The sequence below is a fragment of the Streptomyces sp. NPDC014861 genome (genome assembly GCF_043081625.1).
GTDB lineage: Bacteria > Actinomycetota > Actinomycetes > Streptomycetales > Streptomycetaceae > Streptomyces.
In genome coordinates this window covers 119,159-135,703 of record NZ_JBIBWV010000003.1, presented here as the reverse complement: position 1 = coordinate 135,703, position 16,545 = coordinate 119,159, and the positions used below count along the sequence as shown (strand labels likewise).

General features: G+C 76.8%; 14 protein-coding genes. 7 read left to right on the top strand and 7 right to left on the bottom strand.

The annotated features are described in order from the left end of the window. Positions 1-3 precede the first annotated feature (3 nt). The 3 genes from ACF1BN_RS07360 (at position 4) to ACF1BN_RS07350 (ending at position 2,853) form a co-directional block, all read left to right on the top strand. Positions 4-1,389, top strand: a complete 1,386-nt coding sequence (locus ACF1BN_RS07360; RefSeq protein WP_392330607.1) for an ABC transporter permease subunit — start codon at positions 4-6, stop codon at positions 1,387-1,389. Next, positions 1,386-2,234: a carbohydrate ABC transporter permease gene (locus ACF1BN_RS07355; protein ID WP_392330606.1), complete on the top strand. Its 849-nt coding sequence runs from the start codon at positions 1,386-1,388 to the stop codon at positions 2,232-2,234. The genes ACF1BN_RS07360 and ACF1BN_RS07355 overlap by 4 nt, the downstream gene beginning before the upstream one ends. Positions 2,235-2,325: 91 nt before the next feature. Further along, complete coding sequence (locus ACF1BN_RS07350) at positions 2,326-2,853, top strand: NUDIX hydrolase family protein (protein WP_392331004.1); 528 nt, start codon at positions 2,326-2,328, stop codon at positions 2,851-2,853. A gap of 129 nt (positions 2,854-2,982) precedes the next feature. Here ACF1BN_RS07350 and ACF1BN_RS07345 read toward each other — a convergent pair whose 3' ends face one another. The 5 genes from ACF1BN_RS07345 to ACF1BN_RS07325 form a co-directional block, all read right to left on the bottom strand. Further along, positions 2,983-3,756, bottom strand: coding sequence for a D-Ala-D-Ala carboxypeptidase family metallohydrolase (locus ACF1BN_RS07345; RefSeq protein WP_392330605.1), 774 nt, complete (start codon positions 3,754-3,756; stop codon positions 2,983-2,985). 170 nt (positions 3,757-3,926) lie between these two features. Then, positions 3,927-4,418 carry a MarR family winged helix-turn-helix transcriptional regulator gene (locus ACF1BN_RS07340; RefSeq protein ID WP_392331003.1) on the bottom strand — a complete coding sequence of 164 codons (492 nt, stop codon included), beginning with the start codon at positions 4,416-4,418 and terminating at the stop codon, positions 3,927-3,929. Positions 4,419-4,542: 124 nt separating this feature from the next. After that, complete coding sequence (locus tag ACF1BN_RS07335; RefSeq protein ID WP_392330604.1) at positions 4,543-5,637, bottom strand: chemotaxis protein; 1,095 nt, start codon at positions 5,635-5,637, stop codon at positions 4,543-4,545. A 66-nt stretch (positions 5,638-5,703) separates the two neighbouring features. Then, complete coding sequence (locus ACF1BN_RS07330) at positions 5,704-6,192, bottom strand: DUF1269 domain-containing protein (protein WP_392330603.1); 489 nt, start codon at positions 6,190-6,192, stop codon at positions 5,704-5,706. 271 nt (positions 6,193-6,463) lie between these two features. Further along, positions 6,464-7,114, bottom strand: a complete 651-nt coding sequence (locus tag ACF1BN_RS07325) for an alpha/beta hydrolase (RefSeq protein ID WP_392330602.1) — start codon at positions 7,112-7,114, stop codon at positions 6,464-6,466. Between the two features lie 446 nt (positions 7,115-7,560). On the opposite strand from ACF1BN_RS07325, the gene ACF1BN_RS07320 reads away from it, so the two are divergent. Together ACF1BN_RS07320 and ACF1BN_RS07315 are read left to right on the top strand one after the other, a co-directional pair. After that, positions 7,561-8,427 carry an alpha/beta hydrolase family protein gene (locus tag ACF1BN_RS07320; protein WP_392330601.1) on the top strand — a complete coding sequence of 289 codons (867 nt, stop codon included), beginning with the start codon at positions 7,561-7,563 and terminating at the stop codon, positions 8,425-8,427. A gap of 118 nt (positions 8,428-8,545) precedes the next feature. Next, positions 8,546-11,368 carry a LuxR C-terminal-related transcriptional regulator gene (locus tag ACF1BN_RS07315; RefSeq protein ID WP_392330600.1) on the top strand — a complete coding sequence of 941 codons (2,823 nt, stop codon included), beginning with the start codon at positions 8,546-8,548 and terminating at the stop codon, positions 11,366-11,368. Here ACF1BN_RS07315 and ACF1BN_RS07310 read toward each other — a convergent pair. After that, a complete protein-coding gene (locus tag ACF1BN_RS07310; RefSeq protein WP_392330599.1) occupies positions 11,338-12,984 on the bottom strand; it encodes a CAP domain-containing protein in 1,647 nt (548 codons plus the stop codon). The two genes, ACF1BN_RS07315 and ACF1BN_RS07310, sit on opposite strands and share 31 nt — an antisense overlap. Positions 12,985-13,195: 211 nt before the next feature. On the opposite strand from ACF1BN_RS07310, the gene ACF1BN_RS07305 reads away from it, so the two are divergent. Then, positions 13,196-14,170 (top strand): serine hydrolase domain-containing protein, encoded by a 975-nt coding sequence (locus ACF1BN_RS07305; RefSeq protein ID WP_392330598.1) that lies wholly within the window; start codon positions 13,196-13,198, stop codon positions 14,168-14,170. Between the two features lie 350 nt (positions 14,171-14,520). Here the strand turns inward: ACF1BN_RS07305 and ACF1BN_RS07300 are convergent, their stop codons facing one another. Then, positions 14,521-15,111: a hypothetical protein gene (locus tag ACF1BN_RS07300; RefSeq protein WP_392330597.1), complete on the bottom strand. Its 591-nt coding sequence runs from the start codon at positions 15,109-15,111 to the stop codon at positions 14,521-14,523. Positions 15,112-15,511: 400 nt separating this feature from the next. Between ACF1BN_RS07300 and ACF1BN_RS07295 the strand changes: the two genes are divergently transcribed. Beyond that, positions 15,512-16,543 (top strand): LacI family DNA-binding transcriptional regulator, encoded by a 1,032-nt coding sequence (locus ACF1BN_RS07295; protein ID WP_392330596.1) that lies wholly within the window; start codon positions 15,512-15,514, stop codon positions 16,541-16,543. Positions 16,544-16,545 lie beyond the last annotated feature (2 nt).

The window sequence follows — 16,545 nt, the reverse complement described above, 5'->3', positions numbered from 1 at the left end:
GCCATGGAACGGCAGTCCGCCGTCGAAGAAAAGTCCGGCGAGGACCGGCGGTCCGCCGGCGACCGGCGGCCGAAGGCGCGCGCCGCGGGGGACCCGCGGCGCCGCGCCCTGCGCAGAAGGCGGCTCCTCGGCGCCGCCTTCGCCCTGCCCGCCCTCCTGCTCCTCGGCGCGCTCGTCGCCTACCCGGTCGTCTTCTCCGCCGCCCGCAGCCTGTTCGACGCGGGCGGGGACCGGTTCGTGGGCCTCGACAACTACGTGGAGATGGTCCGCGACCCCGCCACGCTGAAGGCCCTGCGCAACAGCGCGATCTGGGTGGTCGTCGCCCCCGTCCTGCTCACCGGCCTCGGACTCCTGCTGGCCGTCCTCACCGAGCGGGTCCGCTGGGCGACCGCCTTCAAGCTCGTGCTGTTCCTGCCGATGGCCGTGTCCTTCCTCGCCGCGGGCATCGTCTTCCGGCTGGCGTACGAGCAGGATCCCGACCGGGGCGTGCTCAACGCGGTGGTGGTCGGCGTCCACGACGCCTTCGAGGCACCCGCCCCCTATCCGACCGCCCGCGCCCGGGAGAACCAAGGCCTGACCGGCGCACCGGCCGACGGCTACACGACCGGAGAGCTCCGCCCCGGCTCGGCCGCCGCCCTGCCCTTCGTGGGCGTCGCCCCCGGGGCTGTGCCCGGGGACGCGGAGCCGGCCCGGGCCCCGGCCCCGGAACCGGGCGCCCTGACCGGGACCGTCTACCTCGACTTCACGCCCGGGACCGGCGGCCGGCCCGGAGTGGTCGACGGGCGGGAGAAGGGACTCCCGGGGATGACGGTCGAGGCCGTCCGGGACGGCGAGGCGGTGGCGTCCGCGCGGACGTCCGCCGACGGCGCCTTCCGCTTCGACGGACTCGCCGACGGCACCTACCGGCTGCGCGTACCGGCCGCGAACTTCGCCGCCGGGTACGGCGGCGTCGACTGGCTCGGCCCGGCGCTCGTCACCCCGGCGATCATCGGCGCCTACCTCTGGGTGTGGACCGGCTTCTCCATGGTGCTGATCGGGGCCGGGCTCGCGGCACTCCCCCGCGACGTCCTGGAGGCGGCCCGGGTCGACGGCGCGAACGAACGGCAGATCTTCCGCCGGATCACGGTCCCGCTGCTCGCCCCCGTCCTCACCGTCGTCTTCGTGACCCTGGTCATCAACGTGATGAAGGTCTTCGACCTCGTCTACGTGATCGCCCCCGGCCCGGTGCAGGAGGAGGCGAACGTGCTGGCCACCCGCATGTGGCTGGTCTCCTTCGGCGGCGGCAACGACCAGGGCCTCGGCAGCGCCCTCAGCGTGCTGCTGCTCCTGCTCGTCGTCCCGGCGATGGTCTTCAACATCCGGCGGTTCCGGAAGGGCGGCGGCTCATGAACAGGCCCACGCGCGTCACCCGGTGGCTCGGGAGCGCGGCCGTGCAGTCGCTGCTCGTCCTGGTCGCCCTCGTCTGGATCACGCCGCTGGCGGGACTGCTGCTCTCCTCGCTCCGCGACGAGCGGGACAACGCCGCCGACGGCTGGTGGACCTCGATCGTCGAGCCCTCACAGCTCTCCTTCGACAACTACCGTGCCCTGCTGGAGGATTCGGGGCTCGTCCAGGCCTTCTGGAACACCGTCCTGATCTCGGTGCCCACCACCGTCCTCGTCGTCGGGGTGGCCGCCCTCGCCGGATACGCCTTCGCCTGGCTGGACTTCCCCGGCCGGGACTGGCTCTTCCTCGTCGTGGTCGGCCTGCTGGTGGTCCCCGTCCAGATCGGTCTGCTGCCGGTGGCCAAGCTCTTCGGCGCCGTGGGCCTGTTCGGCACGGTGGCCGGCGTCGTCCTCTTCCACGTGGCGTACGGGCTGCCGTTCGGCGTCTTCCTGCTGCGGAACTTCTTCGCGGAGATCCCGCGCGAGATGCTGGAGGCGGCCCGGCTCGACGGCGGCGGCGAGTGGCGGATCTTCCGGCGGCTGGTGCTGCCGCTGGGACGGCCGGCGCTGGCGAGCCTGGCGATCTTCCAGTTCCTGTGGGTGTGGAACGACATGCTGGTAGCGCTGCTCTTCGCCGACGGGGAGTCCCAGCCGCTGACGGTCGCGCTCCAGTCGCAGATGCGGCAGTTCGGCAGCAACATCGGGGTCCTCGCGCCGGGGGCGTTCCTCTCCCTCGTCGTGCCGCTGCTCGTGTTCTTCGCCTTCCAGAAGCACTTCGTGCAGGGGGTGATGGCCGGTTCGGTCAAGTAGTCGACGGCGGCGGCCGGAGCCACCCGAACGGCGGATGCCGGAATCACAGCGGAGGGGGCGTGGCGGAAAGTATGATCAGGCGATGTCTGACATGACTGAGACCACGCCCGGCTGGATGACCACGGACGAGCTGGACACGGCCCGTGCCCGGATGCCGATCCTGTACGTCGACGCGGTTCCCGTACGGGTGGACGACAGCGGCGAGGTCACGAGCATCGGACTGCTGCTCCGCATCGGCGCCGACGGAACGATCAACCGCACCCTCGTCTCCGGACGCGTGATGCACCACGAGCGCGTCCGGGACGCGCTGCTGCGGCACCTGGAGAAGGACCTCGGCCCGGTGGCCCTCCCGCGCGTGCCCGCCTCGCTCCAGCCCTTCACGGTCGCGGAGTACTTCCCGACCGCGGGCATCACACCCTTCCACGACCCGCGCCAGCACGCGGTGTCGCTGGCCTACATCGTCCCGGTGAGCGGCGACTGCCGCCCCCGCCAGGACGCCCTCGACCTGGTCTGGTTCACCCCCCACGAGGCCGCGTCCCTGGCCGTCCAGAGCGAGATGCCCGGAGGCCACGGCGTCCTCCTGAAGCAGGCGCTGGCCCATGTGGGGGTCACGTACTGAACGTGGTTCCGACGGCTCCGGCCCGGCCACGCGCGCGCGTGGCCGGGCCGGAGTCGTGAGCGGGGTCGGGCCGGAGTCGTGAGCGGGGCCGGAGTCGTGAGCGGGGCCGGGCCGGAGTCGTGAGCGGGGTCAGATGCCGCAGGAGGACGCGGACCAGTAGCGGCCGGGCCGGTGGTCGACGTGGGTGTGGTCGGAGTGGCCGGGGTAGCCCGGGCCGAGGATCCCGTTGAAGCCGTGGTTGCGGGCCTGCTGGGCGAGGCGGCAGAGCGAGTGCGGGCCGGCCCCGAGGTCGGCCGCGTCACCGTAGAGGTGCCTGCTGGACGAGGCGCCGCCGACGGCGGCGTTGCAGGCCGTGCTGCGGAAGCCGCTGGTCACCCTGAGGGGCTGGTCGCCGAGCGCGTGCCGCAGGGCCTCCAGCTTCCACATGGTGCGCAGGGCGTTCGACTTGGCGGTGGCGGCGCTGACGGCACCGCCGGCCCAGGTGCTGTTGCAGTTGTTCAGCTCGGCGTAGGTGAAGTGGATCGGGGTGCAGTCGTCGTCCTGGAGCGCGTAGAGCTTGCTGAACGTGGCGGGGCCCGCGACCCCGTCGGCGGCGAGGCCGTAGGCGGACTGGAAGCGCTTCACGGCGGCGGCGGTGGCCGGACCGTAGGAGCCGTCGATGCCGAGGACGGCGCCGTAGCCGGGGTAGCCCGCGACGCGGATCTGGAGCTGGGTGACGTCGGCTCCGGTCGCGCCCTGGGAGAGCGTGCGCGACCAGGTGTAGCAGCCGTCGGCGCGGGCGGGGCTCGCGCCGGCCACGACGCCGGCGAGACCGGCGACCAGCAGGACGAGCGCGAGCAGGAGTCTGGCCGCGGGCGACGCGGCGGGGACGAGCCGAACGGGAACGCGGGGGTGCGAGGACATCGGGCGAGCCTCCCTGGGCATGTCATGCATCTGTCAGAACACGCTTGTGGGGAGGAAGCCTGGCCCGCCGGGTCGACGCGCGTCAACCACGCGGACGGCCCGTACGGCGGCACGACGGCGGGCCGGGACCTTCCGCGCGGACGACGCTCCCTGACCGGCGCGTCGGACGGTCAGCGGCGCGGGGGGACGTCGAGCGCGGCCAGCTCGTCGTTGAGGGTCTCCAGGAAGCGGAGCACCGTGGCGAGTTCGTCCTCGTCGAAGCGCTCGCGGGCCCGTTCGGTCGCGTGGGCGAGCGGGCGGAAGTGGTCCCGGGCGACGGTCTTGGCGCCGTCGGCGTACTCGACGTGCACCACCCGGCGGTCCGCGCTCTCGCGGGTCCGCCGGATGTGCCCGGCCTTCTCCAGCCGGTCCAGGCACGCGGTGACGGCGCCCGAGGTCAGCCCCAGATGGGTGCGGAGCAGGCCGGGGGTGACGGGTCCCTCGTGGTCGAGGACGAAGGAGAGGGCCTGGACGTCGGTGGGGTGCAGGCGCTGGTCGGAGGCGAAGCCGTGGGCCACTCGGTTCAGCTCGCCGAGGGTACGCCGCAGCGCCACGGCGAACCGCTGGAGGCCGACGTCCCCGCCGCCCGCCCTGCCGCCGTCGCCGCCCCCGAGGTCCCGCATGTCCGGCACTTCGCGCTCTCCCTGTCCACTGGCCACCCGGCCAGCGTATACAGCGGTCCGGCGGTCGTGGACAGGCGCACGGTCGGGCCGGGGGGTGGGCGTCGGCGGCGGAGGACGGCGGGCGTCAGTAGCGGAGGACGGCGGCGATGCGACCCTGGCCGTCGAGCGAGCCGCCGGGGACGAAGCGGACCTCGGCGCCGGTGTCCAGAGCCCGCTCGACGATCTCGTCGACCATGTCGTCGCGGGCGCCGGTGTCGCCGGCCCCGGCCGGTTCCAGGTGGCCGCCCTCCTCGCGCACGACCGTCCGGTAGTCGTCCTCGACGGCGACGAGCCGGGCCCGGCCCTCCTTCGCCGCGCGCCACACCTCGTCGATGCCGCCGGCGAACTCGCGCCGGCCGCGCGCCGCGTCCAGCTCGGCGGCGACCGCCGTCACGGCGGCGGCCTCGCGTGCGGCCCGGGAGGGTTCGACGGCGGCGTGGACGGCGGCGGCCGGGCCGTCGGCGAGGCCGCCGTGCGGGACGGTCACGGTCTCGGGGGCGAGCGGGCCCAGCTCCTCCAGGAGGGCGAGGGCCGGTGCCGAGCCGATGACGTACAGCGGGCGGGGCTCGGAGGCGAGGACGTTCCGCAGCCCCTCGTGCGCCTCGCGCAGGAACTGCCGGGTCGCCTCGTCCTGGAAGGTGCTGGGCAGGTCGCCGACGCGCTCCTTGCGCTCGGCGTCCGGGTCCTCCAGGCTGCGGGTCCTCGGGAAGCCGTCCCGGGCGGCCTCGGTGGCCCGCTCGGGGCCGCCGCTCCACAGCGAGACCCGGTCGGCGGCGACGGCGAGGGCCCAGTAGGGCTGTTCGGCGGCGCGGGCGGCGACGAGGTTCCGGGTGAGGAAGGTGTCCGCGAGGACCACCCGCTCGGGAACGGTCCGGGGCAGGGTCCACACCTGGTGCTCGCCCTGCGCCGCGTAGACGACCAGGCCGTCCTCGGCGTGCGCGAGGTCCACCTCGGCGACGGCGCGGTTCAGCTGGTCGAGGATGTCGAGCCGCCGCTCGCGCGGCACGTCCGGGTCGCCCGTGAGCGCCTTCTCGGCCTCGGAGAGTAGATTACGCAGGCGCACCGGGTCCTGGGCGTTGTCCGGTTCGCGGCGGTGCGTCGGCATCACCAGCGAGACGGCCGGGTACGGCCGGGGGCGGCGCAGCTTCGTGAGCACCTCACTGCTGAGGACGGGGTCCATGGAAGGGCCTTCCTGTGGGTCGGTGGACGCCTGGAGGGGGAGGGGGTGAGTCGGTGGCGGTGGCGGTCACTCGGGGCCGGCGAGCTGCTCGGCCAGCTCCTTCTCGTCCGCGTCGCTGAGGGAGGTCTTGAGGACGGTGCCGCCGTGGCGCTGCATCGCCGCGGTGAACTTGTCCTCGGTGAGCTTCGCGGCCATGATCACGAGGGCGGCGCTGCCCGGCGTCAGCAGGTCGCCGACCTGCTGCCGGAAGCGGTCGTCGATGCCGGACTTGCTGAGCCGGCCGACGAGTCCGCCGAGCGCGGCGCCGGTGAGGGCGCCCACCGCCGGGGCGAGGAAGAGGATGCCGAAGATGGTGCCCCACAGGGCGCCCGTCGCGGCGGTGACGCCGACGACCCGGTTCGAGGTGTCGACGTGGGTGCGTCCCTCCTCGTCGACGGAGACGACCGCGAGGCCGTTGAGCCCCACCACCTGGTCGCGCTGGAGGTCCTGCACCGTGCCGAGGGCCTCCTCGGCGGCGGCACGGTCCGCGTACCCGATCACGATGAGCTCCGACACCGCCGCCTCCTCGGACCCGCGCGGGGCGGCGGGGCCCGCCTCGCGACCGCGCGGGGACGTCGTCACACGCCCCCACTTTCGCCCGATCCTGTCCCGATATACCCGTTCCCGCGAATCGAGCATGCCTCGGATGCGCGGCGACGGGTTCGGGGAAAGGTCCGGGGAGGGGACCGGTGGGGGTCCGGGAAGAGGCGGTGAGGGTGCGGGGAAGGGCCCGGCAGGGGCCCGGAGAAGGACCCGGCAGGTCTCGGCTCCGGACCGGGCGTGAGGCTCAGGCGGGTGCGGACGCCAGGGTCTCCAGGGCCAGTTCGGTGACGCGTCGGTGCCACAGTCCCGCGGAGCGCAGCATGGCGTGGCCGCCGGACGGCATGGGGATGCCGGTGGCGTCGGCTCCGGCCTCCCGGGCCCGGCGGACGAACTCCCACGAGTCGCCCGCCGCGGTCACCCGGTCCGCCTCGTCGTGGAGCAGGTGCAGGCGACGGCCCGCGAGATGGGCGACCGGCTCGCCCCGCGGACACCAGGGCGCGAGGGCGACGACGCCGAGGACCGCCCGGTCCCCGGCGACGGCGAGCGCGGCCCGGCCGCCCATGGAGTGGCCGACGAGCACGACCGGAATCGCCCCGAAGCGGGCCCGCAGTCCGGCGAGCGCGGTCTCGGCGTCCCGGGCGGCGTCGGCGCGCGCCCCGTTCCACCCCCGGTGCCGGTAGCGGCCCTCGGCGACCAGGACCGGCCGGCCGCGCGCCGCCCGCCCCAGGGCTCCGGCGAACGGCCGCATGCGCAGGGCGGGGAGGTTGAGCAGCGGCGGCGCCTCCAGCCCGTCCTCCCGCCCGCCGTGCAGCAGCAGCACCGCGCCGGCCGGCGCCTCGGCTCCGTGCCGCACGACCAGGGCCGGCGACGCGGCGGACCGGGAACGGACGGTCATCGGGCCTCCAGTCGGCCGATCGGTGGGTGCTCGGTGGGGCCCGAGTCTGCCACGGCCCCGGAGACCGAGCGGGGGCGGGGCGGGGTCCGGGCTCGTACGGTCCCGGGCCCTGGCGGGGGCGGGACCCGAACCCTCCCGAGCCCGGGCGGGGGTGGGGCTCATACGGTCCCGAGCACGGGCGGGGCCGGGGCGGGACCCGTACCCTCCCGAGCCCGGGGGTGACGGTGGAGCCGGCCCGCACGGACCCGGGGCCCGCGAGGAGCGGCCGGCGGGGACAGGACCCCGCGCGGTGGCGAGGTCGCCGCCGGGCGGGCGCGCGCGGGGCCGGTGATTGTGCCGATGACGGCGTTCCGTGCCGCCCCCACAGTGGCGGGGCCGTCCCACACGGCAGCGGCCCTCCCTCCCCACGGGGCGGCCGCCCCACGACACGAGAGGACGACTTCGTCGTGAAGCGATACCTTGCCGCGGCCACCGCCGTCGCCGCCGGCCTCGCGCTGCTCCTCGCCCCGGGTGCGGGAGCCGCCGCCGGCAATCCGTACGAGCGGGGCCCCGCGCCCACCGAGGCGAGCGTCGAGGCGGCGCGCGGCTCGTACGCGGTCGCGCAGACCTCCGTCTCCTCGCTCGCCGCCTCCGGATTCGGCGGCGGCACCATCTACTACCCGACGAGCACCGCCGACGGGACGTTCGGCGCGGTGGCGATCTCGCCCGGGTTCACCGCCACCCAGTCGTCGGTGGCCTGGCTCGGGCCGCGGCTGGCGTCACAGGGCTTCGTCGTCTTCGTCATCGACACGCTCACCACGCTCGACCAGCCCGACAGCCGGGGCCGCCAGCTCCTCGCCGCGCTCGACCACCTCACACAGCGGAGCGCGGTCCGAGGACGCGTCGACGCCTCGCGGCTCGCGGTGATGGGCCATTCGATGGGCGGCGGCGGCACGCTCGAAGCGGCGAAGAGCCGGCCGAGCCTCAAGGCGGCCGTGCCGCTGACCGGCTGGAACACCGACAAGACCTGGCCCGAGCTCCGTACGCCGACGCTGGTCATCGGCGCGGACGGCGACACGGTCGCCCCCGTCGCCACCCACTCCGAGCCGTTCTACGAGAGCCTGCCCTCGGACCTGGACAAGGCGTACCTGGAGCTGAACGGCGCCACGCACTTCACGCCCAACACCTCGAACACGACGCTCGCCAAGTACAGCCTGGCGTGGCTGAAGCGCTTCGTCGACGACGACACCCGGTACGAGCAGTTCCTCTGCCCGCTGCCCCGGCCGAGCCTGACGATCGACGAGTACCGGGGCACGTGCCCGCTCGGTTCCTGACGTCCGGCCCGGACGCCCTGTGCGCGGGCACAGTGCGTCGTACGGGGGTCTGGGCCGCGGCCCAGACCCCCGTACCGCTCCGTTCCCGCCCGCCGCGGGGCCGGTTAGCGTGACGGGCGTGACCGCCGACACCGGGCCCGCGCTGTACGGACGGGAGGCCGAACTCGCCGCCGTCTCCCAACTGTTGTCGCCCCTGCCGGATCCGGCGGCGGCGGAGCGGGTGGTACGGGTGGCCGGCGGGCCCGGCGAGGGGCGCTCGGCGCTGCTGGAGCGGGCCGCGCGGGACTTCCCGGGCGAGGCGCACGTGGTCGGCGCGGCGCGCCGCCAGGTGCCGTGGAGCGGGGCGCGGGCGCTGTTCACCGCGCTGGCCCCGTCCGGGGCGGCGGCCTGCCGGGCGGCCCGGCTCGCCCGCGGCCCGGACGGCATCGCCGCGGCGCTCGCGGGCTGCCTCGCCGGCCGGGGGCCCGTCCTGCTCTGCCTCGACGACTTCCCCCTGTGGGACGCGCACTCGCGGGCCGCTTTCACCGCGCACTGGCGGGCGCCGGGCGCCCGGGGCGCGGCCCGGGTCGGCTGGCTGGTGGCGTCCGCGCCCGGCCGTCCCCTCCCCGCCCCGGAGACCGCGCCGCTGGTCCGGCTGCCGCGCCTCGGCCGCGCGAGTGCCCGGGCCCTGCTCGACGACGCCGGCGGGGGGCGCGCCGGGCCCGCCGTGGCCGAGCGGCTCCTCGACGAGGCCGCCGGGCATCCGGGCGTCCTGGTCGAGGCGGTCCGGAGGCTCGCGCCCGGCGTGCTCGCCGGGACGGCGCCCCGCCCCGGAAGGCTCGTGGACGACGGCGTCCTGGGCGCGGTCTACGAAGCGCTGCTCGCCGCGCTGCCGGTGGACGGGCGGCGGCTGCTCGGCGTGGTGGCCCGGGCCTGCGGCGCGCCGGACTCACCGGCCGCTCCGGGACCGGTGTCCGGGGACCGCGACCGTACCGACCTGGTCGCCGCTCTGGCCCGCGCCCGCTCCCTCCGCGTGCCCACCGAGACCCTCGACGGCCTGGTCGCGGCCGGACTGCTGCACCGCCAGGGCGACGCGCTCGCCTTCCCCGACCCGTTCCTGCGGCGCGCGGCGGCGGCCGGGCCCGGCGACCGCGTCCACGACCGGCGGCAGGACCGTCGCCCGAACGGCGACCCGCGCGAGGCGGACCGGACCGTCCCCTCCCCCTCCCTGCCCGGCCTTCCCGACGCCGCCGACCCGACCGCCTCCCCCGGCCACCCCGACACCGTCGGCCACCCCGACTCCTCCCACCACTCCCCTTCCCCCGCCCTCCCCGACGCCGTCGGCCTCGCCGCCTCCACCGCCCTCCCCGCCTCCCCCGGCCGCCCCGGCTCGTCCCCCCGCTCCCCCTCCCCCGGCCTCCCCGACCGTCACGAGCGACACCGGGCCGACCGCCTCGGGCCGCCGCCGGCCGTGCGGGCGCGGTCCGCGGCGGCGCGGGGGCGGGCGCTGGTGACGCGGGGGTTCGCGGCGCTCGCGGGCGGACCGGTGATGGACGCGCACGAGGCGTTCGTCCAGGCGGCGAAGGTGTTGCGGGACCGGGAGCCTGCCGAGGCCGCGGACGCGCGGTTCCTCGCCATGGAGGCGGCGTGGGCAGCGGGGGACGTCGGCGCCTGCCTCGCCGCGCTCGACCTGGCACCGGCCGTGCCCGGCACGGAGCGCTCCTTCGCCGACGGGCTGCGGGCGGCGCTCACGGTCCGCCCGGACCGGGCGCGCACCCCGCTCTCGGCGGTGGTCGCGGTCGGCGCGGTCCGGGACGAGCCGCGGCTGCTCCTGCGGGCCGGTTCGGCGGCGCTGGTGCTCGGGGACGTGACGGCGGCGGCCCGGCTGCACGGGCGGGCCCTGGCGCGGGCGCGGGCCGAGCAGCGGTCCTCGCTGCTGCCCCGGATCCTGGAACACCTCGCGTACGCCGAGCTGCGCGCCGGCCGATACGCGCGGGCGGGGCACACCGCCGGGGAGGGGTTGCGCGCGGCCCGCGCCACCGGCCAGCTGAACTCCGCGGCCCACCAGCACGCGGTGCTCGCCCTGGTGGCGTCGGTGACGGGCGAGGGGCCGTCGGTCGCGGAGCACGCGGAGCGGGCGCTCGCGATCGGGCGCCCGCACGGCCTCGCCCAGGCGGTGACCCTCGCCGAATGGGCTCTGGCCCGCGCCGAGTTGGGCGAAGGCCTCGCCGCCCAGGCCGCCGCGCGGCTCGCCCCGCTGGTCCGCCCGGGACCGCACGGCGGCCACTTCGCGCTCCGCATGCTCGCGGTGCCGTGCTTCGTGGAGGCGGCGGTGGCGTCGGGGCGGGCGGCGGAGGCGCGGGCGGCGACGGAGGAGTACGCGCGGTGGGCCGGGTTCGGCATCGACCGTCCGGCTCCGGCCCAACTGGCCCGGTGCCGGGCCCTGGTGGCGCACCACGGCGAGGAGACGAGCCGCTGGTTCGGCGAGGCGCTGCGGCGCCACGACGACGGCGGGAACGACTTCGAGCGGGCCCGCACCCTCTTCGCGTACGGCGCCTGGCTGCGTCGGCGGCGCCGTCCGGGCGAGGCGCGCGGCCCGCTGCGCGACGCGCTGGTCACCTTCGAGCGGGCCGCCGCCGAGGGGTGGGCCCGGCAGGCCCGCGCCGAGCTCCGGGCGACGGGCGCGCCGGGCACGCGCCGCCCGGACCCGCTCGCCCTGGCCGGGCTCACCCCGCAGCAGCTGAGGATCTCCCGGCTCGTCGCGGACGGCGCCACGAACCAGGAGATCGCCACCCGCCTGTCACTGAGCCCCCGGACCGTGGACCACCATCTGCGCGGGGTCTACGCCCGGCTCGGAATCCGGTCCCGGGTCGAGCTGTCCGCCGTGGTCGCGGCGGCGGGGTCGGCGGACCCGGGACGGGGACCGGGGGATCAGCGGGCGCCGAAGACCTGGGTCCAGTAGGGGCCGCCGTCGGTGTGGACGCCGACGCCGATCTCCTTGAAGTCGCAGTTGAGGATGTTCGCGCGGTGGCCCGGGCTGTTCATCCACCCTTCCATGACCTGCTCGGCGGTGGTCTGGCCCATGGCGATGTTCTCGCCGTAGGTGGACCAGGGGTAGCCGGCGGCGGTGACCCGCTCCCCGGGGCCGTCGCCGTCGGGGTTGGTGTGGTCGAAGTAGTCGCGGGCGGCCATGTCGGCGGAGTGGCCCTGCGCGGCGCGCGCAAGGGTCGCGTTCGCGGTGAGCGGCCCGCAGCCCGCCTTGGCGCGCTCGGCGTTGACGAGGGAGATCACCTCGTCGGCCGCCGAGGACTGGCCGCCGTCGTTCTGCGCGCCGCCGCCCGGTGCCGGATCGGTGTCGGGCGTCTGGGTCGGTGCCGGCGTCGCCGTCGTGCGGGTCGGCTTCGGGGCGGCGGTCGTGGGGGCGGCGGTCTTCTTCGGCATGGTGGGCGCCGGGGCGGCGGTGCTGCGCTGCGGGCTGGGGCTCGCGGTCGTCGGCCGGGCGGTGGCCGTCTTCCCCGCGGGCTTCGCCGAGGCGGTCGTGGCGGCGGTGGTGGTGGCCCGGGCGGACGGGGTGGCGGAGGCGGAAGGGGTCCCGCCGAGGGGGGTGGAGGTGGTCGAGAGGGAGTCCGGGTCGTGGGTGAGCGGCACGTCGGGGCCCGGGACGACGGCGCGGTTCGCCTCCAGCAGCTCCTCCTGCCCGTCGCGCCCGCCGTACATCGAGAACGCCCCGCCGGTGACGGCGACGACCGCGATCCCGGCCGCGACGGCGGCCCGGCGCCGGCTCCGCTCCTCGACCTGGCGCCTCCGGCGGCGGTCCGCCCGTGTCCCGCGCCGCCCCACGGGAACGGCGGCGAGCCCCCCGAGGTCGTACGCCCGCGTCGCGTCGTCGTCCTGCGGCGGCTCGTAGGCGACGGCCTCGGGCATCGCGGGCGCCGCCGCCGGGGCGGGAGCGGCGGGAGCCACGGGCGCCGCGGGCTCCATCCCGGCGCACGCGCCGCACCGGGTCGTGTGCGTGGCGAGATGGTCGCGCCACCCGGCGCCGGGCCGCCCGTCCCAGCCGGCGGTCAGCTCCTGGAGCCGGGGGCAGCGGGGCCGCCGGGCCAGCGCCAGGCCGACGGACCGGGCCGCGTCGACGCGTGCCCGCACGGTCTCCATGCGCAGCGCGGTGTCCTCCGGCGTCCACTGGAGCGCGGCGGCCGTCTCGTACCGCAGCAGCGCCCCCTCGTCCTCCAGCGAGCCGAGCGCGGCGAGCACCGCGTCCTGGAGCTCCAGCCACCCCCCGGCCTCGTCGAGACCGCCGGCGGCGTGGCCGAGCGTGGTGTCCACGGCCAGCGCGACGAGCCAGGGCCGGAACATCTCCGGGTACGGCAGGGTGTGCAGCGTGCCGTGGGCGCGCCTCAGCGTCTCCTGCACGACGGTCTCGGCGGCGACGGAGGGCCGGGCGACGAGGGCGCGGGACACCAGTGCGTGGACGAGCGGCCGCTGGGCGCCCAGAAGCTGGTCGCACGCCCAGGGGTCGCCGTACTGCGCCGCCCGTATCCACTCCGCCGTCTGGTCCACACCCATGGTCTGCTGCACGCCGTCCGTCCTTCTCTAGCCCGTTCCCGGAGTTCCCTGCGCAGAGGAGAGCCTCGGCCGAGGACCGCGATAACGGAAAGAGGGAAAGCGGAATCCGTGACGTGGCTCACAGTGCCTCGCGGTGGACGGCCGCCGGCGTCCGAGCGCCGCCGGCGGCCGCTCCGCGACCGGCCCCTCATGCTCCGGCCGGACGGGTCCTAAGGTGGCCCTCATGGATGGGGAGCAGGGTGAGCGGTGGCTGGCGGGGCGGTTGCGGGAGCTGGCCGGGGAGAGGTTCCCGGTGGCCGGGGCCGTGGTGCGGGCCGGGGAGATCGTGACGGCCTCCGTGGGGGCCGGGCCGGAGGCGGACTTCGAGATCGGGTCCGTGTCCAAGGGGGTCACCGGGCTGCTGTACGCGGACGCGCTGGAGCGCGGGGAGGTGACGGCGGGGACGGCGCTCGGGGCGCTTCTGCCGCTGGCGGACGCGCCGGCCGGCGGGGTGACGCTGGGGGCGCTGGCCACCCACCGCTCGGGGCTGCCGAGGGTGCCGGGCTCGGCGCAGCCGTGGCGGCGGACGGTGGCGCTGTGGCGGCACGGCACCAATCCGTACGGCGAGGACGTCGCCGGACTGATCGAGCAGGCCCGCACGGTGCGGCTCGGCCCGAAGCGTCCCCGTTACTCGAACCTCGGCTTCGAGCTGCTGGGGCACGCGCTGGCGGCCGCCGCCGGGACGTCGTACGCGGAGCTGGTCGCCGAGCGGATCGGCGCGCCGCTCGGCCTCGACTGCTTCTACCTGCCGTCGGACCCCTCGGAGCTGCGGGCCGACGCGCTGGCGGGGAGGACCGGGCGGGGCAGGCCGCGCGAGCCGTGGACGGGCGAGGCGCTGGGGCCGGCCGGCGGGATCCGGGCCGACATCGGCAGCATGGCGCGCTTCACCGCCGCGCTGCTCGACGGCACGGCGCCGGGGACGGCCGCGCTCGATCCGGTCGCCCCGTTCAGCGGGGGCACCCGGATCGGCGCGGCCTGGGTCACCCTGCGGCTCCGGCACCTGTCGGTCACCCTGCACAACGGTGGCACCGGCGGCTTCCGGTCCTGGCTGGGCCTGGACCGCGACTCCGGCACCGGCGTGGTGGTCCTGGCGGCCGCGAGCGTCTCCGTCGACCGGGCCGGCTTCGCCCTGCTCACCCGGGACCGGCCGCCGACCTGACCGACCCGCCCTCCTGGGCCGCGCTCCGCGTCCCGGCCGCCCGGCGGGCCGCCGGGACAGGTGCCGGCGCCTTCGCCGTCGCCGTCGCCGTCGCCGCCGCCGCCGCCGCGAGGAGGCCACCGAGCGGCAGCCGGCCGTCGGCCTATCCGCCGATGAGGAGGGCCGTGACGACGAGGGGGCCGAGCTCCCGGGCGACGGGCACGCCGGCGCGGTGGAAGCAGGGGCGGTCGCGCAGCACGGCCGTCGCGCGGGCGGTGGCGTTCGCCCTGGACCCGACGGCAGGGTCCAGCGGCCCACGTCTTCCGGCCGACTGAGCGCCTGTAAGCGTGGGCCGTCAGGCTGCGGGGCCGTCAGTGGCCGTACATGCTCCGGCACAGGTCCGCCGCGCCCATGGGGGCGTCGATCCGCTGCGCCTCGCGGCACAGGCTCCGCATCTCCGGGGCCTGCCCGCCCGCCGTCGGTCGGCGCGTGGACGCGGGTGCGGGCACCGGCCCGCGCGGCGGCGGCGTCGCGGCACGGGCCTGGGGCGGGCGCGGCTTCCGCTGCACCGGACGGGGCGCGGCGGGGCGGGGTGCCGACGTACCGGGCGCGGCCCCGCCTCCGTACCCCGCCGGTTCCCGGCTCCCGCCGCCCCGAGGCCGTACGGGTGCCCGCCCCGCCCCGGAACCGCGCACCGGCACGGCCCCGGCCTCGCCCACCCTCTCCCCCGGCTCCCCGTCGGGCTCCACCGCCCCCAACTCCTCCCGGGGCGCGGCCTCCACCGGGCCCGCCGGGAGCGGCGACGGCAGCGGTGACGGGGGCCGCCGGTCGGCGGGCGCGAGCGCGGGCGGCCTGGTCGCCTGGGGCTGCGCGGCGGGCGGCGCGGACGGTTTCGGAAGGCCCACGCACCCGCCGACCAGCAGGGCGGTGAGCAGCGGGAGCGCGGTACGGCGGACGTTCATGGCGGTCACGCTGCCGTACCCGGACGGGGTCGGGGAGCGCGTACGGGCCGCGACCACCGCCACGGGTGAACGACGGGGACGCGACACGACGAGCCGGGCCCGGCGCCCGCCGCCCGGCTGTGCGCCGACCCGTCGGCGGGGCGGCCCGCCCTGGGCGTCCGGAACCACGACGGCGGGGTCCTGGCCCCGCCGGGCTCGCCATGTCCTCGGTCGTCAGCGGCGACGACGCCCGGCGGCAGCTCGCGTCGTCTCCTCCGCCCCGCCGGCGAGCCTGATCGAAAAGACTCCAGAGAGCGCTCTCAGACGGCTCGGTCGTACGGATATCCTGATCCCGGTACATCACGCGGTCCGTCCGGGCAGCCGCCCGCTCCGCGGACCGGAGCAGATGAAGGGGGCCGACGTGGCCGAGCAGACGACGGGAGCCCGCCCGACCCTGGAGGCGGTCGCGGCCCTCGCGGGCGTGTCGCGGGCGACGGCCTCCAGGGTCGTCAACGGCGGTGCCGGGGTGCGCCCGCCCCTGGTCGACAAGGTGCGGCAGGCGGTCGAGGAGCTCGGGTACGTCCCCAACCTCGCGGCCCGCACCCTGGTCACCCGGCGCAACGGCGCGGTGGCCGTCGTCATCGCGGAGCCGGAGTTCCGGATCTTCACCGACCCCTTCTTCCAGGAGCAGGTGCGCGGCATCAGCCGGGAACTCACCGCCCACGACTCGCAGTTGGTGCTGCTCTGGGTGGAGAGCCCGGGCGACTACGACCGGATCGCCCGCTATCTGGGCGGCGGGCACGTCGACGGCGCCCTCGCCTTCTCGCTCCACGACGAGGACGAGCTGACGGGAGTGCTGCGCCGGGCGAAGATCCCGACAGTGCTCGGCGGACGGCCGACCGACGGGATCGGCCCGGAGCTGCCCTACGTGGACTGCGACAACCGCGGCGGGGCCCGCGAAGCCGTGCGGCTCCTGGTCGACCGGGGCTGCCGCGTCGTGGCGCACCTGGCCGGGCCGCGCGACCAGACCTCGGCGGTGGACCGCGCCCTGGGCTACCGTGACGCGCTCGGCGAGCCGGACCCCGCGCTGCTGCGCCACGGGGACTTCACCGCCGAGAGCGGCGCCCGGACGATGGCCGAGCTCCTGGACCGCAGGCCGGACGTGGACGGGGTGTTCGCCGCCAACGACCTGATGGCCTCGGGCGCCCTGCGGGTGCTGCGGGAGCGCGGGCTGCGGGTGCCGGAGGACGTGGCGGTGGTCGGCTTCGACGATGTGGCGTCGATCGCCGAGCGCACCGAGCCGCCGCTGACGACGGTCCGGCAGGACATCGAGGGCATGGGGCGGCTGATGGTCCGGCTGCTCATGAGCCTCCTGAACGACCTCGGGTCCGGGGCGTCGGCCCCGGACCCGCTGATCACGCCCACGACGCTGGTGCGCCGGGCCTCGGCGTGAGG

Coding starts and splice junctions, on each gene's coding strand:
- ACF1BN_RS07360 (WP_392330607.1), top strand. CDS start 4: ATGGAACGGCAGTCCGCCGTCGAAGAAAAGTCCGGCGAGGACCGGCGG.
- ACF1BN_RS07355 (WP_392330606.1), top strand. CDS start 1,386: ATGAACAGGCCCACGCGCGTCACCCGGTGGCTCGGGAGCGCGGCCGTG.
- ACF1BN_RS07350 (WP_392331004.1), top strand. CDS start 2,326: ATGACTGAGACCACGCCCGGCTGGATGACCACGGACGAGCTGGACACG.
- ACF1BN_RS07345 (WP_392330605.1), bottom strand. CDS start 3,756: ATGTCCTCGCACCCCCGCGTTCCCGTTCGGCTCGTCCCCGCCGCGTCG.
- ACF1BN_RS07340 (WP_392331003.1), bottom strand. CDS start 4,418: ATGCGGGACCTCGGGGGCGGCGACGGCGGCAGGGCGGGCGGCGGGGAC.
- ACF1BN_RS07335 (WP_392330604.1), bottom strand. CDS start 5,637: ATGGACCCCGTCCTCAGCAGTGAGGTGCTCACGAAGCTGCGCCGCCCC.
- ACF1BN_RS07325 (WP_392330602.1), bottom strand. CDS start 7,114: ATGACCGTCCGTTCCCGGTCCGCCGCGTCGCCGGCCCTGGTCGTGCGG.
- ACF1BN_RS07305 (WP_392330598.1), top strand. CDS start 13,196: ATGGATGGGGAGCAGGGTGAGCGGTGGCTGGCGGGGCGGTTGCGGGAG.
- ACF1BN_RS07300 (WP_392330597.1), bottom strand. CDS start 15,111: ATGAACGTCCGCCGTACCGCGCTCCCGCTGCTCACCGCCCTGCTGGTC.